This is a genomic window from Thauera sp. DNT-1, assembly GCF_055393985.1.
In genome coordinates, this window is record NZ_AP043752.1 from 4,082,464 (window position 1) to 4,096,151 (window position 13,688).

The following is a 13,688-nucleotide window of genomic DNA, read 5'->3' on the forward strand; positions in this document are numbered from 1 at the left end:
CTAAATCTATGGTGAGCCGGATGACCACCCAGGAAGCAGTCGCACACGAGATCGATGCGGAGCAGATGAAGCGGTGGCGCCATGCCATCCATCGCAACCCCGAGCTGGGCTTCGAGGAGCACGCCACCAGCGCGCTCGTCGCCGAGCAGCTGCGCGCCTGGGGCTACGAGGTGCACACCGGCATCGCCGTCACCGGCGTGGTGGGGGTGCTGCGGGTGGGCGATGGAAGCGGGCGCACGATCGGGCTGCGTGCCGACATGGACGCCATCCCGGTGCAGGAGATGACCGGCCTGCCGTGGGCCAGCATCGTTCCGGGCAAGATGCACGGCTGCGGCCACGACGGCCATACCGCCATGCTGCTCGGCGCGGCGCGGGCGCTCGCCGCACGGGTGAAGGGCGGGGCACTGCAGGGTGACGGCACGCTGGTGCTGATCTTCCAGCCGGCCGAGGAGCTCGGCGGCGGCGGCGGCGCGCGGCGCATGATCGAAGACGGCCTCTTCGAACGCTTCCCCTGCGATGCGATCTTCGGCATGCACAACTTTCCCGGCATCCCGGTCGGCCAGGTCCATGTTCGCCCGGGCGCCTTCATGGCCTCGTCCGACAAGGTGCTGATCCGCTTCATCGGCCGCGGCGGGCACGGCGGCATGCCGCACATGGCGGTCGATCCGACCCTGCCGGCGGCGGCGACGGTGCTCGGGCTGCAGTCCATCGTCGGGCGCAACGTCAATCCCAACCTCGCCGCGGTGATCAGCGTCGGCCGCCTCCAGGCGGGCGCGGCCTACAACGTCATCGCCGAATCCGCCGAGCTCGAGTTGAGCGTGCGCACCCTCGATCCCGAGGTCCGCGACCTGGTCGAGCGCCGCATCCGCGAGCTCGCCGAAAACCAGGCGCGTGCCTATGGCTGCAAGACGGAGATCCGCTACGAGCGCGGCTACCCGGTGCTGGTCAACGCCGCCCGGCCCACCGCCTTTGCGGTCGAGGTCGCGCGCCAGACCTTTGGCGCCGAGCACGTGGTGGCCGATGCCCAGCCGCTCACCGGCAGCGAGGACTTCGCCTTCCTGCTCGAGCAGGTGCCGGGTTGCTACCTGCTGGTCGGCAACGGCGACAACGGCCACGCCGAGGGCCGGTGGTCGGGCGAATGCATGGTCCACAACCCGCACTACGATTTCAACGATGCCTGCCTCGCGGTGGGTGCCCGGCTGTGGATCGGCCTGGTCGAGCAGTACTTCCATAACTAGATCCTGCAAGGAGACACCATGAAACTCAGCAAGCTGTTCGCCACCCTGTCCGCCGGACTCGTCCTCGCCACCGCTGCCGGTCTTCCCGCCGCCCAGGCCGCCACCACCCTGACCATGTCGAGCTGGGTGTCGCCCACCCACTTCCTCACCCCCGAGGTCTTCCAGCCCTGGATCGAGGACGTCAAGCGCGTCACCGAAGGCCGCGTCGACGTCCGCATCCTGCCCAAGCCGGTGGGCGCTCCTGCCCAGCACTGGGAGCTGGCGCGCAAGGGCGTGGCCGACATCACCTGGGGCAACTTCACCTACGAGCCGGATCGCTTCAAGGCGGTGTGGTTCTCGGAGATGCCCTTCATCGGCACCAAAGCCGAGGCGTCCTCGGTGGCGCTGTGGGAAACCTACGAGAAATACCTCGCCGGCAAGCCGGCCTTCGAGGGCGTGGTCATGCTCGGCGTCGGCCTCTTCGGCGGCGGCCAGATTCACCACGGCAGCAAGAACATCGTCGAGCCCGACGACCTCAAGAACCAGAAGGTGCGCATGGGCGGCCCGATCCAGAAGCGCCTGCTCGAGGATCTGGGCGCGGTGGCGGTCGCCGGCCCCGGCCCGAAGGCCTACGAGCTGCTCGAGAGCGGGGTGGTCGATGCGTCGCTTCACACCATCGAGTCGGTCATCAACTTCCGCGTCGAGGACAAGCTCAAGCATCACACCATCGTCCCGGGCGGCTTCTACGACGCGAGCTTCTTCGTCGTCATCAACGAGGGCAAGTGGAACAAGCTCTCCGAGGCCGACCGCAAGGCGATCATGAGCGTCTCCGGCGAGAAGCTGTCGCGCCTGTGGGGCCAGCGCTTCGATGCGCAGAACAAGGCCGGCGAGGCCAAGCTGCGCGCCGAGGGCCATGTCTTCAACGCGCCCTCGAAGGCGCTGTTCGAGCGCATCGGCGCGGTGCGCGAGCGCATGCTCGCCGACTGGGCGGCCGAAGGCCCGAGCTTCGGTGTCGACAAGCCGATGGAGATGCTCGAGTTCTTCGAGCAGCGCTACAAGGCCCACGCCGGCAAGTGACCGCTGCTTGATCCCGGAGGTGGCCGGCCCGGACCGGCCACTCCCACATGGAGAGACACATGGACGCGTATCTGTCCCGCATCCGCAAGGGCGTCGAGGCGCTGCTCATCCTGACCCTGGCGGGCATGGTGCTGCTGACCTTCATCGACGTCATCGGCCGCCGCCTGTTCGGCGCGCCGCTCTACGGCGCGCACGACGCCACCGAGCATCTGATGGCGATCATGGTGTTCTGCGGCCTGCCGCTGCTTACCGCCGCGCGCGGCCACCTCACCGTCGATCTGTTCGACAAGTGGCTGCTACGCCCGGGCTGGGTGTGGTGGCACCGGCTGGTGTCGGCGCTGGTGGCGCTGGTGCTGCTGCTGATCGCCTACGAGTTCCTGAACTCGGCCATCGAGGCCGGCAAGATCCAGGAGATCAGCCAGTCGCTGTCGATCCCGCGCGGCGGCATGTATGGCTTCATCGCCTTCACCTCGCTGCTGTCGGCCCTGGCCGCGTTGCTGGGCTGTTTCGCCGCGCCGCCCTCGCATCCCGTCACCGTCCAGTCCCACGCCACCCAGGAGCGTGCCAAATGACCGTCGGACTTCTTTCCCTGCTGGCCGTGCTGGTGCTGGCATTCCTGCGCGTGCCGCTCGCCTTCGCGCTGCTGTCGGTGTCGCTCGGCGGCATCGGTGTGGTCATGGGCTGGGACGTCGCGCGTTCGCTGGTGCCGATGACGATCTCGGAGGCGGTGTTCTCCTACGAGCTGGCCGTGGTGCCGATGTTCATCCTGATGGGCAACATCCTCGCCCGTACCGGGATTTCGGATGACCTCTTCCGCGCTGCCAACGCCTTCCTCGGGCCGGTGCGAGGCGGGCTCGCGCTGTCGACCATGGTCACCTGTGCCGGCTTCAGCGCGGTGTGCGGCTCCAGCCTGGCGACCGCGGCCACGATGTCGAAGGTCGCCTACCCGAGCATGAAGCGCTACGGCTATTCCGACGCGCTCGCCTCGGCCACCATCGCCGCCGGCGGCACGCTCGGCATTCTCATCCCGCCCTCGATCATCCTGATGATCTACGGCATCCTGACCCAGACCAACATCGGCCACCTGTTCGTCGCTGGCGTGGTCCCCGGGCTGCTCGGGCTGCTGATGTACCTCCTGGTGATCTATGCGGTCGCCCGCATCAGCCCGCAGGATGCGCCGCGCGGCGAGCGCACCACGATGGCCGAGAAGCTGCACGCGCTGCGCGGGGTGTGGCCCTTCACGCTGCTCTTCGTGCTCATCATCGGCGGCCTCTACGGCAAGCTCTTCACTGCAACCGAGGCGGCGGGCATGGGTGCGGGCCTGGCGCTGATCCTCTCGATGGTGCAGGGGCGCATGAGCTGGCAGGACTTCCGCCATATCTTCATCGAGACCGCGACCACCTCGGTGATGCTGTATTCGGTGCTGTTCGGTGCGCTGCTGTTCGCCAAGCTGATCTCGTTCTCGGGCCTGGGCGAGGGCATCCTCGAGCTCTTCAACCAGGCGGGCCTCGGTCCCTGGGGCACCATCGTCGCGATCCTGGTCGTGTTCCTGCTGCTGGGCTGCGTGATGGATTCGCTGGCCATCATCCTGATCTGCGTGCCCCTGTTCGTGCCCATCCTGCTCGCCCACGGCTTCGACCTGGTGTGGTTCGGCATCATCGTCGTCGTCGTGACCGAGATCGCGCTGATCACGCCGCCGATCGGCATGAACGTGTTCGTGCTCAAGGCCACGCTGCCCCACGTGCGGCTCGGCGCGATCTTCCGCGGCCTCACGCCCTTCATCGCGATCGACCTGGTGCGGCTGGCGCTGCTGGTGATCTTCCCGTCGATCTCGCTGGCGCTGGTGGCGTTCATGAAATAGTTTGAAAGCGGGCGCGACCGACGCTTTCCAGGTCGGCCGCGCCCGCTGCGCGTGATCGTGGCCGGCCTTCCCCACCCCTTGCTCAGAGAGAATCCAAAATGAAAACATCCAGGCGAACATTCACGATGCTGCGCCTCGCCGCGGCCCTTGCCCTGCTCGGCCAGGGCGCTGCCGCCTCCGCCCAGGCGCTCGACGACGCCACCCTGCAGGCGCTCGCCACCCGCTTCGACGCCATCCAGCCGCGCATGGTCGAGTGGCGGCGCGACATCCACCAGCACCCCGAACTGTCCGGCCAGGAGGTGCGCACTGCGGCGCTGGTCGCCGAGCACCTGCGCAAGCTCGGCATGGAGGTGCGCACCGGCGTGGGCGGCCACGGCGTGGTCGGCCTGCTCCAGGGCGGGAAGCCGGGCAAGGTCGTCGCGCTGCGCGCCGACATGGACGCGCTGCCGGTGGCCGAGGTCACCGGGCTGCCCTTCGCGTCGCAGGTCAAGCAGATGAACATGGGCGTCGAGTCGCCGGTCATGCACGCCTGCGGCCACGACGGCCACACCGCGATGCTGATGGCGGTGGCCGAGGTGCTGGCCGGCATGCGCGAGCAGATCCCGGGCACGGTCAAGTTCGTCTTCCAGCCCTCTGAAGAAGGCCTCTCGTCGGCGCCGGTAGCCGGCAAGAGCTGGGGCGCCAAGGCCATGGTGGAGGAGGGCGCGCTCGACAACCCGCGCCCCGACGTCGCCTTCGCGCTGCACATCATCCCCAACATGCCCTCGGGCATGATCGGCTACCGCAGCGGCCCGCAGTTCGCCAGCGGCGACACCGTGCGCATCAAGATCAAGGGCAAGCAGACCCACGGCGGCTTCCCGTGGAACGGTGTCGATCCGATCGTGGTGTCGGCGCAGGTGGTAACCGCGCTGCAGACCATCGTCAGCCGCCAGCTCAACATCAGCAAGGAGCCGGCGGTGCTGTCGATCGGCCAGATCAACGGCGGCAACCGCGAGAACATCGTCCCCGAGGCGGTGGAGATGGTGGGCACGCTGCGCGCCTTCGACGAGGCCATGCGCGCCGACGCCAAGGAGCGCATCACGCGCACCGCGGAGTCGATCGCGGCCGCCAGCGGCGCCACCGCCGAGGTCAGCTTCGGGCCGTCCGCCTATCCGGTGACGACCAACCCCGAGGCGCTGACCGAGATGCTGGCCCCGGTGCTGAAGAAGGTGAGCGGCGGCAAGGCGATGCAGACCTCGCGCCTGATGGCCTCGGAGGACTTCTCCGAGTTCCAGAAGGTGGTGCCCGGCCTGTACATCATCCTGGGCGCCGCACCCGAAGGTAAGACCCCGGCCACCGCGGCGCCCAACCACAACCCGGCCTTCGACTTCGACGAGGCGGCGATGCCGGCCGGTGCGAAGGCGATGGCGGCGATGACGCTCGAGTTCCTGGCAAAGCCCTGAGCGGCCTTCGCGTCGTCCGCTGCAACGCAAACGGGGGCCAGCGGCCCCCGTTCTTCATGCTGCGTGCGCCGTGTTGGGCAGCGGCCTCTCGCTCAGTGCGCCTCGGCCGCCTTCGCCGCCTCGATCGCCCCGGCGCGGTCCTCACGGCCGCCGTTGAAGTACAGGTTCAGCACCACCGCCGAGATCGCCGTCAGCAGGATGCCCGACTCGAGCAGCGGGTGCAGGCTGTGCGCCATGTGCTGCATCCAGCGCGGCGCCACCAGCGGCACCAGGCCGAAGCCGATCGACAGCGCGACGATGTAGAGGTTGTTGCGGTTGGCGCGGAAATCGACGTTGGCGAGGATGCGGATGCCGGTCGCCGCCACCATGCCGAACATCACCAGGCCCGCGCCGCCGAGCACGAAGGTCGGCACCGACTCCACCAGCGCCGCCATCTTGGGCAGCATGCCGAGCACGATCATGATCACGCCGGCAGCCACGCACACCCAACGGCTCTTCACGCCGGTCACGCCCACCAGGCCCACGTTCTGCGAGAAGCTGGTGTAGGGGAAGGTGTTGAAGAGGCCGCCGATCAGCGTGCCGAGACCGTCGGTGCGCAGGCCGGCGGCGAGCTCGCTGCGGCTGATGCGCTTGTCGGTGATCTCGCCGAGCGCGAGGAACATGCCTACCGACTCGATCATCACCACGATCATCACCAGGGTCATGGTCAGCACCATCACCGGGTCGAAGGTCGGCATGCCGAAGGCGAAGGGGGTCACCACGTCGAACCAGTCGGCCTTGGCGACCTTGTCGAAATGCATCTTGCCCATCACCACGGCCACCACGCAGCCCACCACGATGCCCAGCAGCACCGCGATGTTGGCCACGAAGCCGCGTCCGTAGCGCACCAGCAGCAGGATCACCACCAAGACGAAGGCAGCCACCGCCATGGTGTCGAGCGCGCCGTAGCTCGCGTTGTCCACCATCGGGATGGGGCCGGGCAGCTTGGCGAGCTCCACGCCCGCCTCGGCGGCCCTGGCCTTGGCGCCGTCGACCATCTGCACCAGCTTGGGCACATCCACGCCCTGCGCGAGGTGGGCCGGCCCGCCCAGCGCCCAGCCCACACCCACCCGCATCAGGCTGATGCCGATGATCGCGATGATGGTGCCGGTCACCACCGGCGGGAAGAAGCGCAGCAGCCGGCTCATGAAGGGGGCGATGAAGATCGACAGGATGCCCGCGCCGATGATCGCGCCGAAGATCGCCCGCGCGCCCTCGGGGCCGCCCTGCACGTTGGCCATCGCCACCATCGGCCCCACCGCGGCGAAGGTCACGCCCATCATCACCGGCAGCTTGATGCCGAAGTACTTGCCGAAGCCGAGCGACTGGATCAGCGTCACCAGGCCGCAGCAGAACAGGTCGGCGGAGATGAGCAGGGCGACCTGCTCGGGGCCGAAGCCGAGCGCGCGCCCCACGATCAGGGGCACCGCGACCGCGCCGGCATACATCACCAGCACGTGCTGCATGCCCAACGCGGCGAGCCGCCCGCCGGGCAGTTTCTCGTCGACCGGATGGACCGGGTCGCTTCCGCCTTGCAGTGCGAGGTCGGACATGTTCGTCTCCTTCATGTTTTGTGTGTCTCTTCCGCGCCGTCCCGCCCGGGTGGTCCCGGGTCATCGCGGCGCCGTGCAGGGGTCGGGGTGGTGGTGCGCCCTCTGCCGTCGGGGAGGGGCGGAGGGCGCGGCCAGGGTCTGCTGCCGACTTGAACCGGAGTCTAGGGATTCGCCTTCGCGGCGGGAGCGAGTCTGGCGAATACCTCGAATATAAAATTTTATATTTTTGCGGTGCAGCATCACGTGGCGTGAAGGGCTCGCAGCGGCATCCGCGGGCGGCGCGCATTCAGTACAGTGCGCCGGTCAGCAGCAGGTAGCCGGGCAGCCAGGCGGTGCCCATGCCCTGGACGATCGCCATCCACGCGGTCGCGCGCGCGATCGGTCTGTGCAGGGCCAGCAGCAGGAAGAACATCAGCCACAGCACCGCCCACGCCGCCCACGACAGGCCGAGCCACCAGTCCCAGGTGCTGTCGGCGGTGCGCAGGGTGTCGGCCGCGATCGGCAGCGCGGTGATCGCCACGAACAGGCTGAACCAGCCCAGCCCGCGCCCGTCGGCGCCGGTGAGGCGGTTCCAGGCCACCCACAGGTAGGTGAAGGAGAACAGCAGCGAGAAGGCCGCGGCGCGGATCGACGCCGCGTCGGCGTCGGCGCCGAGGGCCAGGCGCAGGCAGACCAGCAGGGTGAGTCCGCCGGTGCAGAGGTTGATGATGGTGATCTCGCGGTCGCCGATGCGGCCGAGCATCCACAGGCCGTTGAGGATCAGGACCGCGCCGACGTAGAACAGGGACAGGCCGAGCAGCATGAGGTTTTCCAGGGACGTACGATGGGGCCGCGCAGTGTAGGTGGCCGAGACGCGCGCGCGCAGTGCGGCAGGCTGATGCCGCGCATCAGGGCGCGCACACGTCGCGCTTCCCCGTCGCGCGACGCCGCGTGCCGATCGCCCGCTCCCCGCGGATGGGCTACATCACCGATGCGATATGACACCCCCGGCGGCGCTGGCGCATAATCCGTCCCGCACTGTTGCTCGCCGCCGTCTCCCCGGCGGATCCCTTCGGCCGCGGCTCCCTTCCGGGGCGCCGCGGCATTTTCCTTTTGGAGGTCCGATGTCCGCATCCGGCTCGCCGCGCCTGGCGCTGTCCGCGCTCGCGCTCCTGTCGCTGATCTGGGGCTACAACTGGGTGGTCATGAAGCAGGTCATCCAGTACGTCGATCCCTTCGACTTCTCGGCGATCCGCACCGCGCTCGGCGCCGCCACGCTCTTCGTGGTGCTGATCGCACTGCGTCGCCCGCTGGGGCTGCAGCAGGTGCGCGAGGTGGCGCTGCTCGGCGTGCTGCAGACCGGCGCCTTCACGGCGCTGATCCAGTGGGCGCTGGTGGCCGGCGGCGCGGGCAAGACCGCGGTGCTGGTGTATACGATGCCGTTCTGGGTGGTGCCGATGGCCTGGTTCGTCCTCGGCGAGCGCGTGCGCGGCATGCAGTGGGTGGCCAATGCGATCGCCGGCTGCGGCCTCGTGCTGGTGCTCGAGCCCTGGGCGATGGGCGGCAGCGCCTTCAGCAACCTGCTCGCGGTCGCCGGCGGGGTGACCTGGGCGGCGGCCTCGGTGCAGGCCAAGCGCATGCGCCGCGCGCACGACTTCGACCTGCTCTCGCTCACCGCCTGGCAGATGCTGTTCGGCGCGGTCGCGCTGTGCGTGCTGGCGCTGCTCCACCCCTCGCGGCCGATCGACCCGACGCCTTACTTCTGGGGCGCGCTGGTGTTCAACGCGGTGTTCGCCACCGGGCTGGCCTGGCTGCTGTGGCTGTTCGTGCTGCAGAGGCTGTCCGCCGGCGTGGCGGGGCTGTCCGCGCTCGGCATCCCGATGGTGGGTGCGCTCGCGGGCTGGATCGAGCTCGGCGAGCGCCCCACCGCGGTGGAATTCGCCGGCATGGCGCTGATCGTCGGCGCGCTGGCGCTGACGAGCCTGTGGTCGCTGCGCCAGGCCAGGCGCGCGTCGCCGCGCTGAGCGGCGGGCGCGCCGCGCTCAGGCGCCGATCGCGACCACGCGCGGCTTTGCGTAGCGCTCGGCGGGCGCGAAGCGGTCGATCAGCGCGCCGAGGGCCGCGGGCGCCACCGGCGGGCTGAACAGATAGCCTTGCAGCGCGTCGCAGCCGGCGGCGGCGAGCAGCGCGCGCTGCTCCTCCGTTTCCACGCCTTCGGCGACCACGCGCAGGCCCAGGCCGCGCGCCAGGCCCAGGGTTGCATCCACGATGATCGAGCTCTTCGGGTCGCGGCTCAGGCCATCGACGAAGCTGCGGTCGATCTTCAGCTTGGTGAGGGCGAAGCGGCTCAGGTAGGCGAGCGAGGAGTAGCCGGTGCCGAAGTCGTCGAGCGCGACGCTCACCCCCATGCGGCTGATCGCCTCGACCTGGCGCGCGCCGTGCTCGCTGTCGCTCATCATCGCGCTCTCGGTGAGCTCGAGCTCGAGCTGGCCGGGGTCGATGCCGGTGCGCTCGAGCACCTCGCGCACGCGCTCGGGCAGGCGCCCGCCCGCGAGCTGGTGCGCGGAGACGTTCACCGCCACGCGCACCGCCGGCAGGCCGGTGTCCTGCCAATGGCGGACCTGGCGGCAGGCGGTCTCGAGCGCCCAGTCGCCGATCGCGACGATCAGCTCGCTCTCCTCGGCCACCGGGATGAACTCCGCCGGCGACACCCAGCCCAGCGCGGGGCTGTTCCAGCGCAGCAGCGCCTCCACGGTGCGTACGCGGCCATCGCGCACGCACACGATCGGCTGGTAGTAGAGCTGCAGCTCGCCGCGCGCGAGCGCATGGCGCAGCTCGCTCTCGACCTCGATCCAGCGCCGTGCCCGGGTGTCCATGCCGGCGGTGAAGAAGTGCAGGCGGTTGCCCAGGCCGTGGCGGATCTGCGCACGCGCGGCCTCGGCCGCCTGCAGCAGGTGCTCGGCGTCGGCGCCGTCCTGAGGATGGACGCTGATGCCCAGGCTCGCGCTCATGTGCAGGAGCTGGCCGTTGACCGTCACCGGGCGGGCGATCTCGTCGAGGATGCGTCGCGCGAGCGCGGCCAGCGCGTCGGCATCGGTGAACTCGGTGATCAGCACGAGGAACTCGTCACTGCCCAGGCGGGCGAGGCTGCTGCGCCGCTTCAGGCAGCCCGCGATGCGCTCGGCCATCACTTGCAGCAGGCGGTCGCCGGCGTCCTGACCGAGGCTCTCGTTCACCCGCCGGAAGCGGTCGAGGTCGAGCAGCAGCACCGCGGCCTTGCCCTCGCCGGCGGAGGCGCGCTCCACCGCCTGCTGCAGCCGCTCCATGAAGAGCTGGCGGTTGGCGAAGCCGGTGAGGGGATCGTGGTGGGTCAGGTAGTCGAGCCGGGCCTGGTCCCGCTTCTCGCGGCTGATGTCGCTGAACATGCCCACGTAGTGCGTGGGCAGGCCGTCGGCGCCGCGCACCGCACGCAATGCCAGGCGCTCGGGGTAGATCTCGCCGCTCTTGCGCCGGTTCCACACCTCGCCGACCCACGAGCCGCGCGTGACCAGCGCGTCCCACATGCCGGCGTAGAAGGCGGCGTCGTGGCGGCCGGATTTGAGCACGCGCGGATTGAGCCCGAGCACCTCGGCGCGCGCATGGCCGGTGATGCGCTCGAAGGCCGGGTTGCAGTCGAGGATGTCGCCGGCGAGGTTGGTCACCACGATGCCTTCGTGCAGGCCCTCGACGACCTCGCCCCAGATGCGCAGGTGGGCCTCGCGGGCACGCAGGCCGTCCTCGGCGTGGCGGCGGGCCCGGCGCCCGCGCGCCTCGGCCAGGCCGCGCGCCAGCGCCGGGGCGAGGCGCGCGAGATCGTGCTTGTGCACGTAGTCGTGTGCGCCGAGCGCCATCAGGCGGCCGGCCTCCTCGTCGGCGAGCGAGGCCGAGACGACCACGAAGGGCAGGTCGAGGCCGCTCGCCTGCACCTGGGCGAGCGCCTCCTCGGGGCTGAACCCGGGCAGGGCGTAGTCGCACAGCACCGCGGACCACGCGCAGGCCTCGAGCGCGGCGCCGAGTTCCGCGGCGCGATCGACGCGGCGCGCCGTCGCCACCGTGTAGCCGGCGCGCTCGAGCTGGCGCACGACCAGCGCGGCATCGGATTCGTTGTCCTCGACGATCAGCAGGTTGACGGTCTCGCCCATGCTTGCCCTTCCATTGCGGGGTGCGGCCGCAAGCGCACTCCGGCACTCCGGTCCATGCGGCGATGATAAGCCGGCGGGCCGTGGCGGCAATCCCTTGGATTACCGAGGCGCGTCTAGGGTTGTGGAGCGCTTGCCGAGCGTGATGAGGCCGCGGCGCGCGGCCTCGAGCAGCAGGTTGGCGATGTCGCGCACGCCCAGGCGCTCCATGATCTGCGCGCGGTGCGCCTCCACGGTCTTGACGCTGAGGTCGAGCCGGCGGGCGATCTCCTTGGTGCCGAGGCCGCTGCCGATGAGCTCGAGGATCTCGGTCTGGCGCGGGGTCAGCACGCTCGCCGCGCGTTCGTCCTCGGGCGGACGGGCGAGCATGTTGCCCACCAGGTGGCGCGACACCGCCGGGCTCAGATAGACGTCGCCGCGCATCACCGCCGCGATCGCCATCTCGAGCTCGGCCACCGCGGCGTCCTTGAGCAGGTAGCCGCGCGCGCCGCAGCGCAGCGCCTGCTCGAAGAAGTCGCCGGTGTCGTGCATCGACAGGATCACCACCTTGATGTGCGGATGCGCCGCGGCGATCGTGCGTGTGGCGGCGAGGCCGTCCATGTCGTCCATCGCGATGTCCATCAGCACCAGGTCGGGCTGCATCGTCGCCGCCAGCTCGACCGCCTGACGGCCGCTGCTCGCCTCCTCGATGCCGGCCACGCCCGCGATGGAGCCGAGCAGCGCGCGGATGCCCGCGCGCACCAGGCTGTGATCGTCCACCAGCAGAACTCGCATTCCTTCCATGGCCGAATCCTACGCCGCGGCGGCGTGTGCGGTACAGGGCAGGCTGACCCGGATGCGGGTGCCCGCGCCGGGCGCCGCGTCGATGTGGACCTCGCCGCCGATGAGCGCGGCGCGCTCCTCCATGCCGAGCAGGCCCACGCTGGCGCCCTCCAGCATGCGCCGGCGCGCGCGCGCGAGGTCGAAGCCGCGGCCGTCGTCGGCGATCTCCAGGTCCAGGCGGCCGTCCGCGGCCGACAGGGCGATGCGCACCCGCTTCGCCGCCGCATGGCGGACGACGTTGGTGAGCGCCTCCTGCAGCAGGCGGAAGCACACGATCGCGCAGCGCTCTTCCGCCTTGAACTCGCCCACGCTGCCGGCGAAGTCGAGCGCCAGCCCGGCGCGCGCGCATTCGCGCTCGGCGTGCCAGCGCAGCGAGGCTTCCAGGCCCATGTAGTCGAGCTGCGGCGGGCGCAGGTTCAGGGACAGGCCGCGCACCTGCGCGAGCGCCTCCTCGGTGGTGTGGATGGCCGCGGCCAGGCGCGCCACCGCCGGGCCGGCGTCCAGATGCGGGGTCATCGCCTGCAGGTCGAGCTTGACCGCGGTCAGCGCCTGGCCGATCTGGTCGTGCAGCTCGTAGGCCACCGCACGGCGCTCGGCCTCCTGGGCGTCGAGCACGCGCAGCGACATCTGGCGCAGGCGCGCGTTGGCGGTGCGCAAGGCCTCGGCCGCGGCGCGCTGCGCGGTGACATCGTGCACCGTGCCGATCAGGCGCGGCGTCGCAGCCTCGACGCCGCGGCTGCGGGCGGCGCACTCGAGCACGTAGCGCAGGCTGCCGTCGGCATGGACGATGCGGTACTCCAGTTCCACGCGCTCGCTGCCGGCCGCGAGCTCGCGATGCGCCTGCAGCAGGCGGCCGAGGTCGTCCGGGTGCACGCGGGTGAGCAGGGCGTCGAGCGCATCCTCGCCCGCCACAGGGGCCATGCCGAAGAGCGCGAACAAGGTGTCCGAGCACCATGGCGCGCCGCCCGGCAGGTCCCTGCGCCACTGCCCGACCCCGCCGATGCGCTGCGCCTCGCGCAGCACCGCCTCGCTGTCGTGCAGGGCGGCGAGCGCGCGTCGGCGCTCGGCGCGGACGCGCGCCTCGCCGAGCTCGCGCTCGATCGCGGGGGCGAGGCGGGCGAGGTTGTCCTTCATCAGGTAGTCGTGGGCGCCGCGGCGCATCAGTTCGATCGCGGTCTCGTCGCCGATGGTGCCCGAGACCACGATGAAGGGCAGGTCGAGCCCGCTCGCGTGCAGCTCGGCGAGCGCGCTGCGCGCGTCGAACCCCGGCAGGTTGAAGTCGGAGAGCACCACGTCCCAGGTCTCCTCGACGAGCGCCGCACGCATTCCGGCGCCGTCCTCGATGCGGCGATGGCGCGGCGCGAAGCCCGCTCGGCGCAGCGCGCGCAACACCAGCAGCGCATCGCTCTCGGAGTCTTCCACCATCAGCACGGCGAGCGCGCGCGGCGCGGGAGCGGTGCGAGACTCCGCAGGCGAGCTCGGGGAGGGGGCGGAGGCGGAGTTCGGGAGAGGGGTCAAGG

The 13,688-nt window shown here is 70.4% G+C and carries 11 protein-coding genes; 6 read left to right on the forward strand and 5 right to left on the reverse strand.

The window, feature by feature from the left end; all coding sequences use genetic code 11:
• The first annotated feature begins 8 nt into the window (after positions 1–8).
• The 5 genes from ACZ5PP_RS18865 (at position 9) to ACZ5PP_RS18885 (ending at position 5,597) form a co-directional block, all read left to right on the forward strand.
• Entirely contained in the window at positions 9–1,238 is a 1,230-nt protein-coding gene (locus tag ACZ5PP_RS18865; RefSeq protein ID WP_004303783.1) for a M20 aminoacylase family protein, read from the forward strand.
• A gap of 18 nt (positions 1,239–1,256) precedes the next feature.
• Complete coding sequence (locus ACZ5PP_RS18870) at positions 1,257–2,294, forward strand: TRAP transporter substrate-binding protein (protein WP_004303785.1); 1,038 nt, start codon at positions 1,257–1,259, stop codon at positions 2,292–2,294.
• Positions 2,295–2,353: 59 nt separating this feature from the next.
• Complete coding sequence (locus ACZ5PP_RS18875) at positions 2,354–2,866, forward strand: TRAP transporter small permease (protein ID WP_004303787.1); 513 nt, start codon at positions 2,354–2,356, stop codon at positions 2,864–2,866.
• Entirely contained in the window at positions 2,863–4,155 is a 1,293-nt protein-coding gene (locus tag ACZ5PP_RS18880) for a TRAP transporter large permease (protein WP_004303790.1), read from the forward strand. Before ACZ5PP_RS18875 ends, ACZ5PP_RS18880 begins: the two co-directional genes overlap by 4 nt.
• A 98-nt stretch (positions 4,156–4,253) precedes the next feature.
• The gene (locus ACZ5PP_RS18885) at positions 4,254–5,597 is read left to right on the forward strand and encodes an amidohydrolase (RefSeq protein ID WP_040828715.1); all 1,344 of its coding nucleotides are present in this window, start codon (positions 4,254–4,256) and stop codon (positions 5,595–5,597) included.
• A 92-nt stretch (positions 5,598–5,689) separates the two neighbouring features.
• On the opposite strand, the gene ACZ5PP_RS18890 is transcribed toward ACZ5PP_RS18885, so the two are convergent.
• Entirely contained in the window at positions 5,690–7,189 is a 1,500-nt protein-coding gene (locus ACZ5PP_RS18890; protein WP_040828719.1) for a nucleobase:cation symporter-2 family protein, read from the reverse strand.
• A 286-nt stretch (positions 7,190–7,475) separates the two neighbouring features.
• Positions 7,476–7,991 carry an AmiS/UreI family transporter gene (locus tag ACZ5PP_RS18895; protein WP_464826458.1) on the reverse strand — a complete coding sequence of 172 codons (516 nt, stop codon included), beginning with the start codon at positions 7,989–7,991 and terminating at the stop codon, positions 7,476–7,478.
• Positions 7,992–8,292: 301 nt separating this feature from the next.
• Here ACZ5PP_RS18895 and ACZ5PP_RS18900 point away from each other — a divergent pair, with 301 nt between their 5' ends.
• Positions 8,293–9,192, forward strand: a complete 900-nt coding sequence (locus ACZ5PP_RS18900) for a DMT family transporter (RefSeq protein ID WP_043741876.1) — start codon at positions 8,293–8,295, stop codon at positions 9,190–9,192.
• Between the two features lie 18 nt (positions 9,193–9,210).
• Here the strand turns inward: ACZ5PP_RS18900 and ACZ5PP_RS18905 are convergent, their stop codons facing one another.
• The 3 genes from ACZ5PP_RS18905 to ACZ5PP_RS18915 form a co-directional block, all read right to left on the reverse strand.
• Positions 9,211–11,349 carry a putative bifunctional diguanylate cyclase/phosphodiesterase gene (locus ACZ5PP_RS18905; RefSeq protein WP_052484341.1) on the reverse strand — a complete coding sequence of 713 codons (2,139 nt, stop codon included), beginning with the start codon at positions 11,347–11,349 and terminating at the stop codon, positions 9,211–9,213.
• 99 nt (positions 11,350–11,448) lie between these two features.
• Positions 11,449–12,129: a response regulator gene (locus ACZ5PP_RS18910; RefSeq protein WP_012584960.1), complete on the reverse strand. Its 681-nt coding sequence runs from the start codon at positions 12,127–12,129 to the stop codon at positions 11,449–11,451.
• A 9-nt stretch (positions 12,130–12,138) separates the two neighbouring features.
• Positions 12,139–13,686 carry a hybrid sensor histidine kinase/response regulator gene (locus ACZ5PP_RS18915; protein WP_231570595.1) on the reverse strand — a complete coding sequence of 516 codons (1,548 nt, stop codon included), beginning with the start codon at positions 13,684–13,686 and terminating at the stop codon, positions 12,139–12,141.
• Positions 13,687–13,688: the final 2 nt, after the last annotated feature.